Below are 16,349 nucleotides of genomic sequence, written 5' to 3'. Positions count from 1 at the left end.
CCATGAATCCGCCGCACTCCTTGTCCTTGAGAAAGGCCCTACCTTGCCAGGTATGAATCTCACGCGCTCCGAAGCCCGTGAACGTGCAGAACTCCTTGACGTCGAGTCCTACGACGTCAACCTCGACCTGACCCGGGGAGAGACGGTGTTCGGCAGCACGACCGTCGTCCGGTTCTCCGCCCGCCCCGGGACGTCGACCTTCATCGACGCGGTCACCGACACGGTTCACCGGATCACGCTGAACGGCGTGTCCCTGGACCCGGCGGAGGTGTCCGACGGCGTGCGGATCTCCCTGCCGAACCTCGCCGAGTCCAATGAACTCGTGGTGGAGGCGGATGCCCGCTACATGAACACCGGTGAGGGCCTGCACCGCTTCGTGGACCCCGTGGACAACGAGGTCTACCTTTATTCGCAGTTCGAGGTTCCGGACTCCCGCCGGATGTTCGCCGTTTTCGAACAGCCGGATTTGAAGGCCACATTCCGTTTCACGGTCACCGCGCCGTCGCACTGGGACGTCATTTCCAACTCCCCCACCCCGGAGCCCGTTGCCGCCGGCGACCTGACCGACGCCAGTCCGCGCTCCACCTGGTCCTTCGAACCCACGCCGCGGATCTCCTCGTACATCACCGCGCTGATCGCCGGTCCGTACCAGTCCGTCCGCAGCGAGCTGACCAGTTCCGACGGACGCACCATCCCCCTCGGTGTCTTTGCCCGCCGGTCCCTGATGCAGTTCATGGACGCGGAGAACATCTTCGAACTCACCCGCCAGGGCTTCGCCTTCTACGAGGAGCAGTTCGGTACGCCGTACCCGTTCGAGAAGTATGACCAGCTCTTTGTGCCCGAGTTCAACGCCGGGGCCATGGAAAACGCCGGTGCGGTGACCTTCCTCGAGAGCTACGTCTTCCGTTCCCGGGTCACCGAAGCCACCGTGGAACGCCGCGCCGTGACGATCCTGCACGAACTGGCGCACATGTGGTTCGGCGACCTGGTCACGATGCGCTGGTGGAACGACCTGTGGCTGAACGAATCCTTCGCCGAGTTCATGTCTACCCTCGCCGCCGCCGAGGCGACCGAGTTCAAGCAGGCCTGGACCACCTTCGCCTCGCTGGAAAAGGCCTGGGCCTACCGCCAGGACCAGCTGCCCACCACGCATCCCATCGTCGCCGAAATCCGGGACCTGGAAGACGTCCAGGTCAACTTCGACGGCATCACCTACGCCAAGGGCGCGTCCGTCCTCAAGCAGCTGGTGTCCTGGGTCGGACAGGACAAGTTCATGGCCGGCGTGCGCGAGTACTTCGGCAAGCACTCCTGGCAGAACACGGAGCTGTCGGATCTGCTGTCCGAGCTGGAAACAGCCAGCGGCCGGGATCTGTCCGACTGGTCCGCGAAGTGGCTGGAAACTGCCGGCGTAAACACCCTGCGTCCGGAGTTCGACACCGATGAGGACGGCACCATCACGTCCTTCGCCGTGCTCCAGAGCGCTATCGAGGAATACCCCACCCTTCGCCCGCACCGCCTGGCGATCGGCTTCTACAACCCGGACGGGGACGGCCGACTGCAGCGCACGCACCGCGTGGAGCTCGACGTCGACGGCGAACGCACCGAAGTTTCCGAACTCATCGGCCAGCCGCGACCGGCCCTGCTGCTGCTCAACGACGACGACCTTGCCTACGCAAAGATCCGCCTGGACGCCGCCTCGCAGCACACCGCCACCCGCAGCCTGCGCAACATTGCCGATTCCCTCCCCCGGACGCTCGTATGGGCCTCCGCCTGGGACGCGGCGCGGGACGCGGAGATCCCGGCCCGCAACTATGTGGAACTGGTCCTGCAGAACATCGCCTCCGAGTCCGACTCGACCGTTGTCCAGGTGCTGCTGCGCCAGCTGGCCACCACCCTGGCCTTCTACGTCAGCCCCCAGGACCGCGAACCCATGACCGTTGCCGCTGCCGAGAGTCTCTGGGAGCTGGCTTCCGCAGCGGAGCCGGGTTCGGATTCACAGCTGCAGTTCGTCAAGGCCTTCGCCGCCCACGCCTCATCCGACGAGCAGCTGGACGCGCTGGCAGGCATGTTCACCGGCGACCAGTCCCTTGAGGGGCTGGCTGTCGACGCGGACCTGCGCTGGGAGCTGCTCACCGGCCTGGTGGCCGGTGGCCGGCTGGGCACAGCCGACATCGACGCCGAACTCGAGCGCGATGCCACCGCCACGGGTGCCCTGGCCGCGGCCATGGCCCGCGCGGCCATCCCTACAGCCGAAGCCAAGGCCGCGGCCTGGGAAGCAATCGTGGAGCGCTCCGACATGCCCAATGCCGCGCAGCGTTCGGCCATCGCCGGCTTCATGCGGGTCCACGACACCGGTCTGCTGGAACCGTACGCACAGAAGTACTTTGCGTCGATCCGCGACGTGTGGGCCAGCCGCACCCATGAGATTGCCCAGCAGATCGCCGTCGGCCTCTATCCGTCGCGGCTGACGCGCCAGGACACGGTGGACACCACCGATGCCTTCCTTGCCGATCTGGGCGAGGACTCGCCCTCGCTGCGACGGCTGATCCTGGAAAGCCGCGACGGCGTGGTCCGCGCCCTGAAGGCGCAGGAAGCCGACCGGTAACAGCCTTGCTCCCGCGGTTTCCCTTCCATCCAAGGACTTTGACGGTAGCTTGGAGAGCGTGAATCTCTCCGAACACCGTTACACGCTCGACCTGGAATGGACGGGAAACCGCGGCGGCGGGACCGTTTCCTACCGCGGCTACGGCCGCGACCACATCATCCGCGCCCCCGGACTGCCGGACCTGCCCGGAACGGCGGATCCCACCTTCCACGGCGACCGGGACCGCTGGAACCCCGAGCAGCTTCTGCTGGCCGCACTGGCCCAGTGCCACATGCTTTCCTACCTGCACGTGGCGGTCCGGAACGGCATCAGGGTACTCGCCTACGAGGACTCCCCCGAGGGGCTGCTGCGGCTCAACAGGGACGGCAGCGGTGAGTTCACAACAGCTGTCCTTCGTCCCAAGGTGACTATCGACGGCGGCGCGGGGCCTGCCGCCGTCGAACTGGCAGCCGGGCCGATGCACGCCGAGGCGAACAGCCTCTGCTTCATTGCGCGGAGCGTCAACTTCCCGGTGGAGCACCGACCCCAGACGCTGACCGGGCCGGCGCTGCCCTCCGGCCACAGCCGGCACGGGTAGCCTTAACCGCAGACCACTGTCCGGCTACACAAAGGATGAACAGTTACCCGTGCTTTCCGCTTCCGAAATTGACCTCTCCTCAGTGACCGTCAATGATTTTGACTTTTCCGGCCTGATCGAGGCTGCCTTTATCGTCCTGGCCGCTACCGGCGTTTGGTTTGTCGCGCGTTTCCTGATCAACCGGCTGGTGGCGCGGGCCCAGAAGGGCTATTCGCTGCTGCATTCCTCCAAGATCAAGTGGGCGCAGCCGGTGATGCGCAACCTGGACAAAAAACGCCGCGCCCAGCGCGCAGACACCATCGGCGCCCTGCTGCGCAGCGCCGTCAACGTTTCCATCTGGACCGTCGCGATCATCATGGTGCTGGATGCCGTCGGCATCAACATCGCCCCGCTGCTGGCCAGCGTCGGCATTGTCGGCATCGCCCTCGGTTTCGGCGCGCGCGAACTCATCCGCGACGCCCTGGCCGGGTTCTTCATCACCATTGAGGACCAGTACGGAATCGGCGACGTCATCGAAGTCGGCGACACCGCCGGAACGGTGCAGTCCGTGGGCATCCGGATCACCCGGATCATCGATGACCGCGGCGTCATCTGGTACATCCGCAACGGCGAGATCGCCAAGATCGGCAACCGCTCCCAGGGCACGTACCTGGGCGAAACACCGGCGGAACCGGCAAAGGCGGACGCGCTCAAAGACGGCATGGCTGCCAATGACTGAACCGACACCTCTTCCGGCAGAGGCGCCGCCGAGCGCGGCGTCCCTGCCGCTGCGCCCGGCCCAGCAGCCCACGCAGCAGCCCCAGGCCTTCCATCAACCGCAGTACACGGACAACTTCTATGAGGCCGTGGGCGGGCATCCCACGTTCGTGAAACTCGTGGACGTGTTCTATGCCGGCGTGGCGGAGGACCCGCTGATGCGGCCGATGTATCCCGAGGAAGACCTCGGGCCGGCCAAGGAGCGCCTCCTCCTGTTCCTTGAGCAGTACTGGGGCGGCCCGAAGACCTACGGCGAGCAGCGCGGGCACCCCCGCCTGCGGATGCGGCACATGCCCTTCATCGTCACTCCCGCCGCGCGGGACGCCTGGCTGCGGCACATGCGTGCCGCCGTCGACTCCCTCGATCTCTCACCCCTGCACGAGGGGACCCTCTGGGATTATCTGGAGCGGGCCGCCCACTCCATGGTCAACTCCGCCTGATCCGCCGCCGCGGCAGGCCTACAGGACCGCCGGCAACCGGGTCAGGACATGCCCGAGCGGAGTGCTCAGCCGCAGCCAGCGCCCGTTGCTGAACAGGGCGGCGTCGACCTCGGGTCCGCCGGCGGGCAGGAAACCGAGGGACAGCGCCGCAAAGGCAGCCCCGGCCGGCACCGGCGTTTCGGTTCCGCCCATGGGCTGCGCCCAGACCCTTGTCCGGGCGCTGTGCACGACGGCGGCTCCCGGGCTCTGGGGCAGCATCGCGGCAACCTCGCGGATTCCCCGGTGTGCTGTCTGTTCGAGCAGCTGTACCGGAACCCTGCCGGCCGGCTGCCAGCCCGAACGCGGTGCCAGGATGCCCGCCCAGGTTTCACGCACGGTCATCGGCGGCACTGGAAGCACAGTGTCTGCACTTCCCATCCGGGCGAGCCGGTCCCCGACAGCCGACAGTTGGACCGTGGCGTCCACCTCCGCCGGAGCAGCCAGCGGCATGGTCCGCAGGCCCAGCACGGTCGGCGTGTCTTCCCCGAGGATCCGGGGGCGCAGGACGCAGACATAGGCGGCCAGGACACTGCCCACCGCCTGCAGGCGGACCGCGCCGTCGTCGGCCGTCCGGGCACGGGTCACAAAGTTACGCAGATCGGCGGTGACCTGCGGATCGGCCAGCCGGAGTTCGCTGTCCATTAGTTGCCCTGTCCTGCAGGGACGGCTGCACGGAACGGCACGGGCTCGCCCATCCACGCCTGGAGTACTTCCCGCTGCTCGTCCGTGAGCGGTGTGGGCCTGCCGGTGGCAGCCTCGACCTGCACCATTGCCGCTTCGGCATAGGCGTACACCGTCTCCGGGTCTTCATCCGCCACACGGAATCCGTAGGCAAGGCTGCTGGAGCCGATACGGGTCACCCAGACGTCCACCCAGACGGGTTCCTTCCGGTGAAGCAACGGCGACACGTACTCGATTTCCTGCCGGGCCACATACGTTGCCGTCCGGTCCCCGGCCAGATCCCGGAAACTACCCGGTCCGCCCGCACCGGCCGGAAGCGTCAGCAGGCCCAGCTGGACCCGCGCTTCCTCCAGGAACTGGACGAACCTAACGTTGTTGATGTGGCCGTTGGGATCTTGGTCGCCAAAGCGAAGCTGGACGGGGAAACGATGCATGCCCCCATCTTCCCAGAGAGTGAGGTTTGCCCTAAAACGCAGGGCCCCGGCCGCCGCACTGGTTACTGGCCGGTACGTTTAAGCTAGAAGTGTTCCACGGTTCCTGCCCCACGCAGCACCGCCTTTCCTGCTAGGAGATAGTCCCTGATGTCCATTGATGAATCCTTCGATCCGACCGCGTCCCTGCTCGAGCTCCTGAACCTTAGCTGGGCCGGCGGCGCGAAGACCGACGAGGACATTTTTGTCGGGGGTTCCCAGGCGGAACCGCGCAAGCGGGTCTTCGGCGGACAGGTGCTGGGCCAGTCCCTCGTTGCTGCCGCCCGTACCGTTCCCGAAGACCGGATCATGCACTCCATGCACGGGTACTTCCTCCGCCCCGGCGACACCGAGGTGCCCATTACGTTCGGTGTGGAACGGCTGCGGGACGGACGTTCCTTCTCCGCTCGGCGCAGCCACGCCTACCAGAACGGCAAGCCGATCCTGTCCATGATCGCTTCCTTCCAGGTTCCCGATTCGGGAGTGGACCACCAGGAGGAGATGCCCGCCGGCATCCCCGATCCGGAGGACCTGCCGACCACTGCCGAGCTGCTGAAGGACTTCGACCACCCGGTGGCCGAGGCCTGGTCCCACCGGCGCCCCATGGATATCCGCCACGTGATGGATCCGGTCTACGTCCGCGCCGGACGGGAAAAGACCCCGCACAACGCTGTCTGGATGAAGACCTTCAAGCCCATGCCCGACGGCGAGAACCTGCACCGCGCGGCTCTCGCCTATGCCAGCGACTACACCCTGCTGGAACCGGTGCTGCGCGGGCACGGGCTTGCCTGGACCACTCCGGGCATGAGCATCGCCAGCCTGGACCACGCCATGTGGTGGCACCGGCCGGTGCGCGTGGACGACTGGCTGCTCTATGTCCAGGAATCCCCCAGCGCCTCCGCCGCGCGGGGGCTGTCCACCGGACGGATCTTCAACCGAAGCGGTGAACTGGTCGCCACTGTTGCCCAGGAAGGCATGGTCCGCGTCCCGCAGTAAGCACTGCTGACCCCGCAAGAAAAGAGCTCCGCTTCCCCGAAGGGAAGCGGAGCTCTTTTTGCTCTGGCTGTGCCGGACTTAGTCGCGGGTCAGGCGGCGGTGCGTCACACGGTGCGGCTTGGCCGCATCCGGGCCGAGGCGTTCGATCTTGTTCTGCTCGTAGGACTCGAAGTTACCTTCGAACCAGTACCAGTTCGCCGGGTTTTCCTCGGTGCCTTCGAAGGCGAGGATGTGGGTGGCCACGCGGTCCAGGAACCACCGGTCGTGGGAGACCACCACGGCGCAGCCGGGGAATTCGAGCAGCGCGTTTTCGAGGCTGGACAGGGTTTCGACGTCCAGGTCGTTAGTGGGCTCATCGAGCAGGAGCAGGTTTCCGCCCTGCTTCAGGGTCATGGCCAGGTTCAGCCGGTTGCGCTCACCACCGGAAAGGACGCCGGCCTTCTTCTGCTGGTCCGGGCCCTTGAACCCGAAAGCGGAGACATAGGCGCGGGACGGCATTTCCACCTGTCCCACCTGGATCCAGTCGTGCCCCTCGGAAACGACCTCCCACAGGCTCTTCTCCGGGTCGATGCCGCCGCGGGACTGGTCCACGTAGGAGATCTTCACGGAGTCGCCGATTTTCAGCTCACCGCCGTCGAGCTCTTCCAGGCCGACGATGGTCTTGAACAGGGTGGACTTACCCACGCCGTTCGGGCCGATGACGCCGACGATGCCGTTGCGCGGAAGCGAGAAGGACAGTCCGTCGATCAGCTGCCGGTCGCCGAAGCCCTTCTGCAGGCCCTTGGCTTCCAGCACCAGGGAGCCCAGGCGCGGGCCCGGCGGGATCTGGATTTCTTCGAAGTCCAGCTTGCGGGTGCGGTCCGCTTCGGCTGCCATTTCCTCGTAGCGGGCCAGACGGGCCTTGGACTTCGTCTGGCGGCCCTTCGCGTTGGACCGGACCCAGTCCAGTTCATCAGTGAGGCGCTTGGCCAGCTTCTGGTCCTTTTTGCCCTGGACTTCCAGGCGTGCGCGCTTCTTTTCCAGGTACGTGGAGTAGTTGCCCTCGTACGGGTACAGGTGTCCGCGGTCCACTTCGGCGATCCACTGGGCCACGTGGTCCAGGAAGTACCGGTCGTGGGTCACGGCCAGGACGGCACCGTGGTAAGCGGAGAGGTGCTGCTCAAGCCAGAGCACGCTCTCGGCGTCCAGGTGGTTGGTGGGCTCATCGAGGAGCAGCAGGTCCGGCTTCTGCAGCAGCAGCTTGCACAGCGCCACGCGGCGGCGCTCACCGCCGGAGAGGAGGGTGACGTCCGCTTCGGGCGGCGGGCAGCGCAGGGCGTCCATGGCCTGTTCGAGCTGGGAATCAATGTCCCAGGCATCGGCGGCGTCGATGGCTTCCTGCAGCTTGCCCATTTCCTCAAGCAGGCTGTCGAAGTCCGCGTCCGGCTGCGACATCTCTTCGGAAATTTCGTTGAACCGCTGGATCTTGCCGTAAATCTCGCCGACGCCCTCCTGGACGTTGCCGAGTACGGTCTTTTCCTCATTCAGCGGCGGCTCCTGAAGCAGGATGCCCACCGTGTAGCCGGCGCTGAGCCGGGCCTCACCGTTGGAGGGGGTGTCCAGTCCAGCCATGATCTTGAGGATGGTGGACTTACCCGCACCGTTGGGACCCACCACGCCGATCTTGGCACCGGGGTAGAAGGACATGCTTACGTCGTCGAGGATAACTTTGTCGCCAACGGCCTTGCGGGCCTTGGTCATCGTGTAGATAAATTCCGCCATATCTACAAGGCTAATGTGTCAGCGCCGATATGTACCATTTCCCGGCTTCCGGGCGCGGGCGGTTACCCCCGTGCTGCGTCCGGGGATACCGGGACTCAGGGCGTCCGGTTCCCTGCAGGTTGTCCCCGCAAGGCGTCCGGACCCCCGCAGTATGTCCGGAATCCTGCAGGTTGTCCCCGCAAGATGTCCGGACCCCTGCAGTATGTCCGGTTCCCTGCAGGTTGTCCCCGCAATGCGTCCAGATCCCCGCAGTATGTCCGGAATCCTGCAGGTTGTCCCCGCAAGATGTCCGGACCCCTGCAGTATGTCCGGTTCCCTGCAGGTTGTCCCCGCAATGCGTCCAGATCCCCGCAGTATGTCCGGAATCCTGCAGGTTGTCCCCGCAAGATGTCCGGACCCCCGCAGTATGTCCGGAATCCTGCAGGTTGTCCCCGCAAGATGTCCGGACCCCCGCAGTATGTCCGGAATCCTGCAGGTTGTCCCCGCAATGCGTCCAGATCCCCGCAGTATGTCCGGAATCCTGCAGGTTGTCCCCGCAAGATGTCCGGATCCCCGCAGTATGTCCGGAATCCTGCACTGCGCGGAGCAGGAATTGTCACAAACCGCAGGGATCGCGACAAACCGAAGGACTTCCCCAACCGAGGCGCCCTACCTGTCCGGTCAGCTGATGCGCCTCTGTGCCGGTGTCTACAGGCGCTGGTTCCCCCGGTCAGCTCCCGGTCGACTCCCGGTCACTTCCCGGTCAGCGCCCCGGGTCAGCTCCCGGTCAGCGCCCCCGGTCAGTTCCCGGTCAGTTCCCGGTCAGTTCCCGACGAAGCATCCACCGTCAGACAACACCGGCAGCACCGTGACGTAGGCCGACCCGTCCCGGACCTCACCGAAAATGCAGTCCCCGTCCTGCACAGCTGCAGCCTGGATCGAGTCGACTTCCAGGCCGGTCGGCGTGCTGTCCGCCGAGACTTCCACCGATCCCGCGGGGAAGCCGGCCGCGGTAAACGCCGCAGCCACTGCTTCACCGTTGGGCAGCGAATTCGAATCAGCCAGCTTTCCCAACTCGGATTCCAGTGCTTCGGTGATCGCGGCATGGGGCGAGGGAGTCTCCGTCGAGGCCGATCCCGTCGCGGCCGATCCCGCCGGCGCAGGTTCCTCGGCGCTTTCCCCCTGCCATCCGCAGCCGGAAAGCCCGACCGCGAGCGCCAGGAACCCGGCCGCCATGCCAGCGGCGGGAGTGGTCGGTCGGGCTCTGCGGCGGGGGTTCATCCGGCGATTGTGCCACGTATGACGCTGCGTGGACAAAAAGTCTCCCGGTATTTGGGGTGCGCTCTCAATACGGCGCGGCGACTCCTTGACGGGCAGCCTTCGTGGTTTCCGCCTGTTCGTCCTCCGCGGTCAGGCTGTCCCCGGCGACGGCATCAAGAAGCTCGCCGGTCAACGCATCAATCCGGCCCAGGGACTCCTCGGACTCAAGATCCTCGTGAGACCCGGCCCCGGCGTCGTCTCCTGCCCCGCCGGCCATCCCGGTGTCGGCACCGCCGCCGACACCGGATGCGTCGCTGCCTGCGGACGTGGTGCGGCGGAAGCTGGCGGTCCCCCACATCAGGTCATGGCCCACGGTGTCGGCGTCGATGTCGGCGCTGGTGCCGCTGCGACCGTCCTCCGTGACCCACTGCCGCAGGCGCAGCCGGCCGGTCACTACTACCCGGTCCCCCTTGTGGATACTGAACGCGGCGTTGGTGGCCAGCTGGCGGAACAGGCTGACGGCGTACCAGTTTGTCTGTCCGTCCTGCCATCCCCCGGTGTCACGGTCATACCGGCGCTCCGTGGTGCACATTCGAAAGCTCGCCACCGCGAGTCCGTTGTCAGTGGTGTTCTGGCGGAGGTCGGTGGCAACGTAGCCCCGGAGCGTAATGGTGTCACTCATGTTTTCCTGCCTTCGGTTCGGTACCGCGGCGCCTGCGCCTTTTGGCGATGCGCAGTGTCGCCCGCATGCGTTCCGGCTGGTCCACCGGTGCGTGCGAGTCTTCACCGATGGGTGTGCCCGTGCCCTTGGGAAGGGCCGGAGTGTGGACCATGAGAGGCGGGAAAGGGCGCTGCCTGTCCTGTGGAGGAAGAGCTGTCAGTCCCCGGACCGTGTGCCCTGCACTTTCCTCGCCTGGGCCCAATCTGCGAATCCTTCGATGGCCTCGGCCGCGAAACGGGAACGCACAGATGCAAAGTAGTCAAAGGAATGCTGTGCACCGGGCAGCCTGCACCACACCACCGGCTGCCGGGAGATCCCGGCAAGGGTCTGCGCAAAGTCCCGTCCGTGGTCAACGGACACCACGCTGTCACTGTCACCGTGGAGGAGCAGGAAAGGCGGGGCGGCGGGGTTGGCATAGGCTGCCGGCGTGCTGTCCGGGTTGGTGCCCTGCACCCTGCCGTAATAGCCGTAGAGGCAGACAGCCCCTGCCACCGTAGTATCGGCATCCTCGAATCCGGGCTGCAGCTCCGTCCGGCCGGGCGTCAACGCGGTGAATGCCGCCAGGAATGCACCGGCCGAGTTTCCCGCCACGACCACCGGTCCCGTACCTGCGCCATAGGCGGCTCCGTTCGTCGTGACCCATGAGAGGACCCGCTTGGCATCCACCACGTAGTCGGGAAACCGCGCAGCCGGAGCCAAACGGTAGTTGGCGCTAACGCAGGTCCACCCGTGGGATGCCAGCCGGTGCAACAGATACAACGATTCCCGGTTCTTGGCCCCGGAGACGAAACGTCCGCCGTGAAAGTGCACAAACACGGGACCCCTGGCCGGTCTCCCCCGCGGCAGATACAGGTCAAGGGTGTTTTCCCGGCCCAAGTCTCCGTACCGCAGTCCCCTGACCCGCTGCACGTCCCGGCAGCGGCGCCTGAAGGGCAGGAAAAGCCCGGCCACGACGGTGCCGCGTCCAGCCCCGGCGGAAGCCTCCCCTCGCAGGGCGGGGCGCCAGCCGCCACCGAGACAGGCATCCAGGGCCGCCATAGGAACGCCGCGGCTCCGCACCGCGCGCACTGCCACCCACACGAGCCCGGCTCCAACAACTGCCATGCCTCCCACAGCGGCCGTCGCCAGCGGCGGAGAGACGTCCCCTTCTCCAACGGCAAAGGCAGTTGCGGCCACGCCCAGCAGCAGCGGAAACAGCGGAGCCTCGTTGAAGGTCATGCCGATGAGGTAGGCCGCCACGGACCAACGGGACCGGATAGAGGTACGTTTACGTGGACTGGCCGCGCCGGGCGGCCAAAGCGCGCAGCAGGTACTCACTCCAAGCAATAGAAGGGTGATGAGGTAACCGGCGGGCACTGCGGCTCCTTGGGAGAGCGGGCGTACCCCGCGAAGCCTACGCCACCGTCGAAGGCGCTGCGCCAGATCCTGCTGAGTGCCCCCGGCGCGACTCGAACGCGCAACCTACGGATTAGAAGGCCGTTGCTCTATCCATTGAGCTACGGGGGCAACCACACGATGATACTACGGACGCCGCAGGCTCCCGTCCGGGACCGTTCCCGCACGGCACTTCTGCGCGCGTCCGTTCCCTGCCACACCCGCCGCCACCGTCCCGGGCTTGGCTCGTCGAAGTACCGGGCTTCGCCCGTCGAAGCAGGGCTTGGCTCCTTGGAAAAACTTTTGCGGAAAATATCTCCGGTTCTGCATCCACGACGGTCCCTGCGGAAGTAGTAGGGGTGTAAGTCACGGAACCCGTACCCGAAAGGTGCGGCAGATCAAGGAGCTCAGACCATGCGCAAGACCGCTACCGCTCTCGCGACCCTCGGACTGGGTGCCGCCGCAGCCTTCTCGGCTGTACCGGCATCCGCTGCTGATTCCGACACGGCAAAACTGTCGGTACTGCACGGCGTCCCGGACACTCCCGTGGACGTCTACGTCAACGGCACGCTTACCCTGGATGACTTCATGCCCGGCGATCTTGCCGGGCCGCTGGAGCTGCCGGGCGGCAACTACCAGCTGGCCATCACGGCCGCCGACGCCGCCGACGCCTCCGCCCCGATCATCGGCCCGGTCTCTGCAGACCTGGCAGCTGGAGGCAACTACACTGCCACCGCCAACCTCGATGCCTCGGGCAACCCGACGGCAAACCTGTTCACCAATGACACATCCGCCGTCGACGCAGGCAAATCACGCCTGACCGTCCGCCACGTGGCCGCCGCACCGGCCGTCGACGTCCTGGCCGGCGGCACACCGGTAATCGAGGGCCTCACCAACCCCAATGAGAAGGCGCTGACCGTGGATGCCGGAACGGTTTCCGCTTCGGTCGCTGCAGCCGGCACCACCACTCCGGTGATCGGTCCGGCGGATCTGGCCCTGGCCGAAGGCACGAACACGATTGTCTATGCGTGGGGTTCGCTTGAAGCAGGGAACCTGGCCCTCGCCACCCAGACCATCGAGGGGCTGCACTCCGCACCGCAGGCTGTTCCGGGTGCCATGGAGCAGGTTGCCCAGTCCGGGGATGACCAGACGCTGACGGCGGCTGCCGCTGTCGGCGGCGTCGCGCTGCTCACCCTGGGTGCCGCCCTGCTGCGCCGCCGTGCCACGGTCAGCGACAGCTAAGCAGCACCCGCCCGATCCCCCCGATGCTGCGGCGCACCCCCTTTCCGCGCCGCAGCACCGGGGCCACCCTTTTCCGGAGGTCCATCCATGACCGTTGTCCCCCTGCGACGATTCGCCGCAGCGGCCTGCCTCTCCGCCGGCGTCCTGGCCGGTACTGCGGCCTGCAGCGGCGCCCCCGAGACCGCTTCCCCGGCGGATTCGGTTTCGACGGCACCCGCACCAGCGTCGACGACGGCGCCCGCGCCGACGTCGACGGCGGCACCAACCGTTCCCGCCACTGACATACCCGTTCGGCCCGCCGTACCTACCCCGGCGGAAGTTGTTCCCGAACCCGTGCGGGTCAGCGTGGAGGGAACCGGCATCGAGCTGGACGTGATCCCGGTGGGGCAGGAAGCGAACGGCGCCATGACGCTGCCGGACAACCATTACCAGGCCGGCTGGTACCGCTACGGACCCGCACCCGGATCCTCCCGCGGAGCAGCGGTGCTGGCCGCCCATGTGGACTCACGCACCGAGGAACTTCCCATCGCGGGCTTGGATGATGTCCCTGCCGGCACCCCCGTGACCGTGACCCGCAGTGACGGAACCGTCGTGAAGTACACCACCGAAAAGGTGCAGAACATTCCCAAGGCATCACTCGACGAATTTAATCTCTTCGACCGTGACGGTGCGCCGCGGCTGGAACTGGTAACGTGCGGCGGTAGATGGCTGGACTCGGTAGGTGACTATGAAGACAACGTTGTGCTCACCGCCGTACCCGTACCATAGTGGCTACCTCAGAGAGCTGCCGGATACCGGACGCAGCCCCGCACGGCAGGAGAACGGCACTGATGCCCACGGGCGCCCCAGATCGCGACGCCGCGATGGACCATGCCTTTGCGGCAGGGGACGAAGCGGCGCTGGCGGAGGCCTACCGCCGGTTCTCGCCCCTGATCCGCGCGCTGGCGCTGCGCAAGCTGCTCGATCAGGGCTCAGCCGACGACGCCGTGCAGGAAGTGTTCATCCGGGCCTGGAAATACCGGGACAGCTACGCACCTGACCGCTCCACCCTCGCCGCCTGGCTGGTAGGGATCGGACGGAACGTGGCAGCCGGTATGGCCACTGCCCGGGGCCGTTCTTCGGAGACCCTGATGGAGGCTCCGGAGTCCGGCAGGAATCCGGTTCCGCCCGCCGGTCCTGATCCCGACGGCGTGGCAGACCGCGTGGTGCTGGATGCCGAGCTGGCCAGGCTCGGGGAACCCCAGGGTTCCATCCTCCGCCTGGCCTTTCATGAAGACCTGACACATCAGCAGATATCGGAAACACTGAAACTCCCGTTGGGTACCGTAAAGAGCCATATTCGAAGAAGCCTTGTCCAACTCCGGCAGCGATTGGAGGTCAGCGATGCAGCATCTGCCACCTGAAGCGCTGGCCCTGTGCGCCCTGGGCGAGGCCGGTCCACAGGACACGGCGCACCTCGGCAACTGCGCCGAGTGCACCGCCGAGGTCACCGCACTGCAGCGCGTCGTGACCGCCGGAAGGACCACGTCAGTTCCCGAGGGGCTCCCCCGGCCGCCGTCGTCGGTCTGGGACTCCATCCACGCCCGGCTGGGACTCGGGGATGCCGTGCGCGCCGATCCCTTTGACGCCCCTACCTTTGACGCGACTCCGTCCCCTGAGGCTGCGCAGGCATCGTCTCCGCCCGAGCAGAACGTGGAGGCCGGATCGGCGCCGTCTCCGGCGCCCGTGCAGTCGTCCCCGGCAGGGGCGACGCCGGTTCCGCTGGACGCCGCCCGGAAGCGCCGCGAACGACGTCGGCTCCCGCAGGTCCTCGGTGCCGCCGCGGCCGCCGTGGTGCTGGCAGCCGCAGGCACCTGGGGCATCTCCCGGATCCTGGCGGACCGCAGCGAAGTTATTGCCGCGGTGGAGCTGGCCCCCTTGCCTGCCTATTCGGAAACGGGCCGGGCCGAGGTGGACCAGCGTTCCGACGGCGGACGCGAGCTGGTAGTCACGGCGAGCGGATCCGATGCCCAGGGCTTCCGCGAAGTCTGGCTGATCGCCCCTGATGTTCAGCGCATGGTCAGCCTCGGGACGATGGAGGGCACGGAAGGCCGGTTCACCATCCCGGCTAACCTTGACCTCGATGAGTACCCAATTGTTGATATCTCGGACGAGCCCTTTGACGGCAATCCCACCCATTCCGGCGATTCCATCCTGCGCGGAGTCCTCGAGCTCTAAGCCCGCACTGGCGGCCGTCCGTGGATGAGTCTCTGGGCGTGGCCGCCGAGTGGTGGTCGCGGGTCCTGGCTGGCTTCGACCGCGTTCCGGCCGTGGAGCCCGGGCCCGGGGTGCTGCTGATGATTGCCGCCGCTGCCGCACTACTGAGCGTTCCCCGGGCAACGTGGCGGTGGTTCGGGCTATTCGTGACGTTTGTCCATGAACTCGGCCATGCCTTCGCGGCGCTGATGACCGGGCAGGTAGTGAAGGGCATCCGCCTCCGCTTTGACCACTCAGGAGACATGCGTTCCCTGGGGCGGGGCGGTTTCCCCGCAGCTTGGGCCGGCTTCTGGGGCTACCCTGTTCCGGCCGTGGTCGGTGCCGTCCTGGTGCTGGCGGCGCTGGGCGGCTGGTCGGGTGCGGCACTGTCGCTCAGCGCCCTGGTCCTGGTTGCTGCCCTGCTGTTCATCCGAAACGGCCAGGGGTTCATAATTGCTTTCGGCTGCGCGTCCGTGTCTGTGCTGCTGGTCTGGTTCGCTGCCCCGCCGGTGGCGGGCTATGTGGCCATGTGTACGGGTATCGCGCTCCTGGTGGGCGCTGTCCGGGACTGGCTCAATGTACTGAGCGTACATACACGCCGGCGCCGGAACCTGGAAAGCTCCGACGCCTACATCCTCTTCCGGCGTACCGGGGTTCCTGCCGCCCTGTGGCTGGCGGGATTCGCCCTCGTCATTGCCGCTTCGCTCGCGACGGCGGTGTTCGCCGCGCTGGGCGCCTAGTCCGCCCGCGGACCTAGGCCTGGGGAGCCGGGAAGGTTACCCGCAGCTCGAGCCGGTGCTGGCCGTCTTCTTCCTGCGTGTAGATGGCCTTGCCGGAGATGCCGGCGAGGTCGTCGGTGCCGGAGCCGGGAATGATATGTCCGGAGCTCGCCGTCGCAGTTCCCTCGGCCAACCCCCAGTGCTGGATGACCATGGTTCCGGAGCGTCCCGCTATGGTTCCGGCAAAGACCTCGGAGCCCACATAGCCGGCTCCCATGGAGTTGCCGGCCATAATCAGGTCAGCGACGGAAGTCCCGGTGATGTCACCCTCGTAGATCTTCACCGCCCGAACCGTGGAGAGTTCGCTGTTGGTTCCTTCCACCTGGTACGGCGTCGGTTCCCACTCCGAAACGTCGAAATCCGCCACAATCACTTCTTCAGTTAGGTCGGTCATTACTCCAGTATCCCGTGTCCGGCGGCGGATTGCATGCCGG

The 16,349-nt window shown here is 66.5% G+C and carries 17 protein-coding genes and 1 tRNA gene; 10 read left to right on the top strand and 8 right to left on the bottom strand.

All coding sequences use genetic code 11. The features are described 5' to 3' along the window. Nucleotides 1-52 precede the first annotated feature (52 nt). Genes pepN through LJ760_RS13200 form a run of 4 tightly spaced genes read left to right on the top strand, consistent with a single transcriptional unit; the run spans nucleotide 53 to nucleotide 4,378 of the window. The gene (pepN, locus tag LJ760_RS13215; RefSeq protein ID WP_227921038.1) at nucleotides 53-2,605 is read left to right on the top strand and encodes an aminopeptidase N; all 2,553 of its coding nucleotides are present in this window, start codon (nucleotides 53-55) and stop codon (nucleotides 2,603-2,605) included. Nucleotides 2,606-2,663: 58 nt separating this feature from the next. Further along, nucleotides 2,664-3,182 (top strand): OsmC family protein, encoded by a 519-nt coding sequence (locus LJ760_RS13210; RefSeq protein WP_227921036.1) that lies wholly within the window; start codon nucleotides 2,664-2,666, stop codon nucleotides 3,180-3,182. A gap of 49 nt (nucleotides 3,183-3,231) precedes the next feature. Then, nucleotides 3,232-3,900 (top strand): mechanosensitive ion channel family protein, encoded by a 669-nt coding sequence (locus LJ760_RS13205; protein WP_227921034.1) that lies wholly within the window; start codon nucleotides 3,232-3,234, stop codon nucleotides 3,898-3,900. Continuing rightward, nucleotides 3,893-4,378, top strand: coding sequence for a globin (locus LJ760_RS13200; protein ID WP_227921032.1), 486 nt, complete (start codon nucleotides 3,893-3,895; stop codon nucleotides 4,376-4,378). Before LJ760_RS13205 ends, LJ760_RS13200 begins: the two co-directional genes overlap by 8 nt. Before the next feature lie 18 nt (nucleotides 4,379-4,396). On the opposite strand, the gene LJ760_RS13195 is transcribed toward LJ760_RS13200, so the two are convergent. Then, the gene (locus LJ760_RS13195) at nucleotides 4,397-5,059 is read right to left on the bottom strand and encodes a hypothetical protein (RefSeq protein ID WP_227921029.1); all 663 of its coding nucleotides are present in this window, start codon (nucleotides 5,057-5,059) and stop codon (nucleotides 4,397-4,399) included. Next, entirely contained in the window at nucleotides 5,059-5,532 is a 474-nt protein-coding gene (locus tag LJ760_RS13190; protein ID WP_227921018.1) for an acyl-CoA thioesterase, read from the bottom strand. The genes LJ760_RS13195 and LJ760_RS13190 overlap by 1 nt, the downstream gene beginning before the upstream one ends. Before the next feature lie 147 nt (nucleotides 5,533-5,679). On the opposite strand from LJ760_RS13190, the gene LJ760_RS13185 reads away from it, so the two are divergent. After that, entirely contained in the window at nucleotides 5,680-6,564 is an 885-nt protein-coding gene (locus LJ760_RS13185; protein ID WP_227921016.1) for an acyl-CoA thioesterase, read from the top strand. Nucleotides 6,565-6,642: 78 nt separating this feature from the next. Here LJ760_RS13185 and ettA read toward each other — a convergent pair whose 3' ends face one another. From ettA to LJ760_RS13160, 5 genes are all read right to left on the bottom strand, one after another. Then, nucleotides 6,643-8,325 (bottom strand): energy-dependent translational throttle protein EttA, encoded by a 1,683-nt coding sequence (gene ettA / locus LJ760_RS13180; protein ID WP_227921013.1) that lies wholly within the window; start codon nucleotides 8,323-8,325, stop codon nucleotides 6,643-6,645. Between the two features lie 801 nt (nucleotides 8,326-9,126). After that, nucleotides 9,127-9,585 (bottom strand): DUF6993 domain-containing protein, encoded by a 459-nt coding sequence (locus tag LJ760_RS13175; RefSeq protein WP_227921011.1) that lies wholly within the window; start codon nucleotides 9,583-9,585, stop codon nucleotides 9,127-9,129. Between the two features lie 64 nt (nucleotides 9,586-9,649). Next, entirely contained in the window at nucleotides 9,650-10,246 is a 597-nt protein-coding gene (gene ssb / locus LJ760_RS13170; protein ID WP_227921008.1) for a single-stranded DNA-binding protein, read from the bottom strand. 195 nt (nucleotides 10,247-10,441) lie between these two features. Next, on the bottom strand, nucleotides 10,442-11,524 hold the full coding sequence (locus tag LJ760_RS13165) for an alpha/beta hydrolase (protein WP_227921006.1): 1,083 nt from the start codon (nucleotides 11,522-11,524) through the stop codon (nucleotides 10,442-10,444). A 194-nt stretch (nucleotides 11,525-11,718) separates the two neighbouring features. Next, a tRNA-Arg gene (locus LJ760_RS13160) sits at nucleotides 11,719-11,791 on the bottom strand. 282 nt (nucleotides 11,792-12,073) lie between these two features. On the opposite strand from LJ760_RS13160, the gene LJ760_RS13155 reads away from it, so the two are divergent. From LJ760_RS13155 to LJ760_RS13135, 5 genes are all read left to right on the top strand, one after another. Then, a complete protein-coding gene (locus tag LJ760_RS13155; protein WP_227921003.1) occupies nucleotides 12,074-12,901 on the top strand; it encodes a DUF4397 domain-containing protein in 828 nt (275 codons plus the stop codon). Between the two features lie 87 nt (nucleotides 12,902-12,988). Next, nucleotides 12,989-13,669 (top strand): class F sortase, encoded by a 681-nt coding sequence (locus tag LJ760_RS13150; protein WP_227921001.1) that lies wholly within the window; start codon nucleotides 12,989-12,991, stop codon nucleotides 13,667-13,669. Between the two features lie 62 nt (nucleotides 13,670-13,731). Next, nucleotides 13,732-14,304 (top strand): RNA polymerase sigma factor, encoded by a 573-nt coding sequence (locus tag LJ760_RS13145; RefSeq protein ID WP_227920999.1) that lies wholly within the window; start codon nucleotides 13,732-13,734, stop codon nucleotides 14,302-14,304. Further along, the gene (locus tag LJ760_RS13140; RefSeq protein ID WP_227920996.1) at nucleotides 14,285-15,118 is read left to right on the top strand and encodes an anti-sigma factor; all 834 of its coding nucleotides are present in this window, start codon (nucleotides 14,285-14,287) and stop codon (nucleotides 15,116-15,118) included. Before LJ760_RS13145 ends, LJ760_RS13140 begins: the two co-directional genes overlap by 20 nt. A gap of 20 nt (nucleotides 15,119-15,138) precedes the next feature. Further along, complete coding sequence (locus LJ760_RS13135) at nucleotides 15,139-15,876, top strand: M50 family metallopeptidase (RefSeq protein WP_227920994.1); 738 nt, start codon at nucleotides 15,139-15,141, stop codon at nucleotides 15,874-15,876. Between the two features lie 13 nt (nucleotides 15,877-15,889). On the opposite strand, the gene LJ760_RS13130 is transcribed toward LJ760_RS13135, so the two are convergent. Beyond that, nucleotides 15,890-16,309, bottom strand: a complete 420-nt coding sequence (locus LJ760_RS13130; RefSeq protein ID WP_227920992.1) for a DUF3224 domain-containing protein — start codon at nucleotides 16,307-16,309, stop codon at nucleotides 15,890-15,892. Between the last annotated feature and the right edge of the window lie 40 nt (nucleotides 16,310-16,349).

The organism is Arthrobacter sp. zg-Y895, assembly GCF_020731025.1.
In the GTDB taxonomy this organism is placed as follows: Bacteria; Actinomycetota; Actinomycetes; order Actinomycetales; family Micrococcaceae; genus Arthrobacter_B.
This window is presented reverse-complemented; position numbering and strand designations above follow the sequence as displayed.

What these genes read in the sequence shown, in the direction of transcription:
- pepN (WP_227921038.1), top strand. Translation starts at nt 53, where the DNA reads ATGAATCTCACGCGCTCCGAAGCCCGTGAACGTGCAGAACTCCTTGAC.
- LJ760_RS13200 (WP_227921032.1), top strand. Translation starts at nt 3,893, where the DNA reads ATGACTGAACCGACACCTCTTCCGGCAGAGGCGCCGCCGAGCGCGGCG.
- LJ760_RS13195 (WP_227921029.1), bottom strand. Translation starts at nt 5,059, where the DNA reads ATGGACAGCGAACTCCGGCTGGCCGATCCGCAGGTCACCGCCGATCTG.
- LJ760_RS13190 (WP_227921018.1), bottom strand. Translation starts at nt 5,532, where the DNA reads ATGCATCGTTTCCCCGTCCAGCTTCGCTTTGGCGACCAAGATCCCAAC.
- LJ760_RS13185 (WP_227921016.1), top strand. Translation starts at nt 5,680, where the DNA reads ATGTCCATTGATGAATCCTTCGATCCGACCGCGTCCCTGCTCGAGCTC.
- ettA (WP_227921013.1), bottom strand. Translation starts at nt 8,325, where the DNA reads ATGGCGGAATTTATCTACACGATGACCAAGGCCCGCAAGGCCGTTGGC.
- LJ760_RS13175 (WP_227921011.1), bottom strand. Translation starts at nt 9,585, where the DNA reads ATGAACCCCCGCCGCAGAGCCCGACCGACCACTCCCGCCGCTGGCATG.
- ssb (WP_227921008.1), bottom strand. Translation starts at nt 10,246, where the DNA reads ATGAGTGACACCATTACGCTCCGGGGCTACGTTGCCACCGACCTCCGC.
- LJ760_RS13155 (WP_227921003.1), top strand. Translation starts at nt 12,074, where the DNA reads ATGCGCAAGACCGCTACCGCTCTCGCGACCCTCGGACTGGGTGCCGCC.
- LJ760_RS13150 (WP_227921001.1), top strand. Translation starts at nt 12,989, where the DNA reads ATGACCGTTGTCCCCCTGCGACGATTCGCCGCAGCGGCCTGCCTCTCC.
- LJ760_RS13145 (WP_227920999.1), top strand. Translation starts at nt 13,732, where the DNA reads ATGCCCACGGGCGCCCCAGATCGCGACGCCGCGATGGACCATGCCTTT.
- LJ760_RS13140 (WP_227920996.1), top strand. Translation starts at nt 14,285, where the DNA reads ATGCAGCATCTGCCACCTGAAGCGCTGGCCCTGTGCGCCCTGGGCGAG.
- LJ760_RS13130 (WP_227920992.1), bottom strand. Translation starts at nt 16,309, where the DNA reads ATGACCGACCTAACTGAAGAAGTGATTGTGGCGGATTTCGACGTTTCG.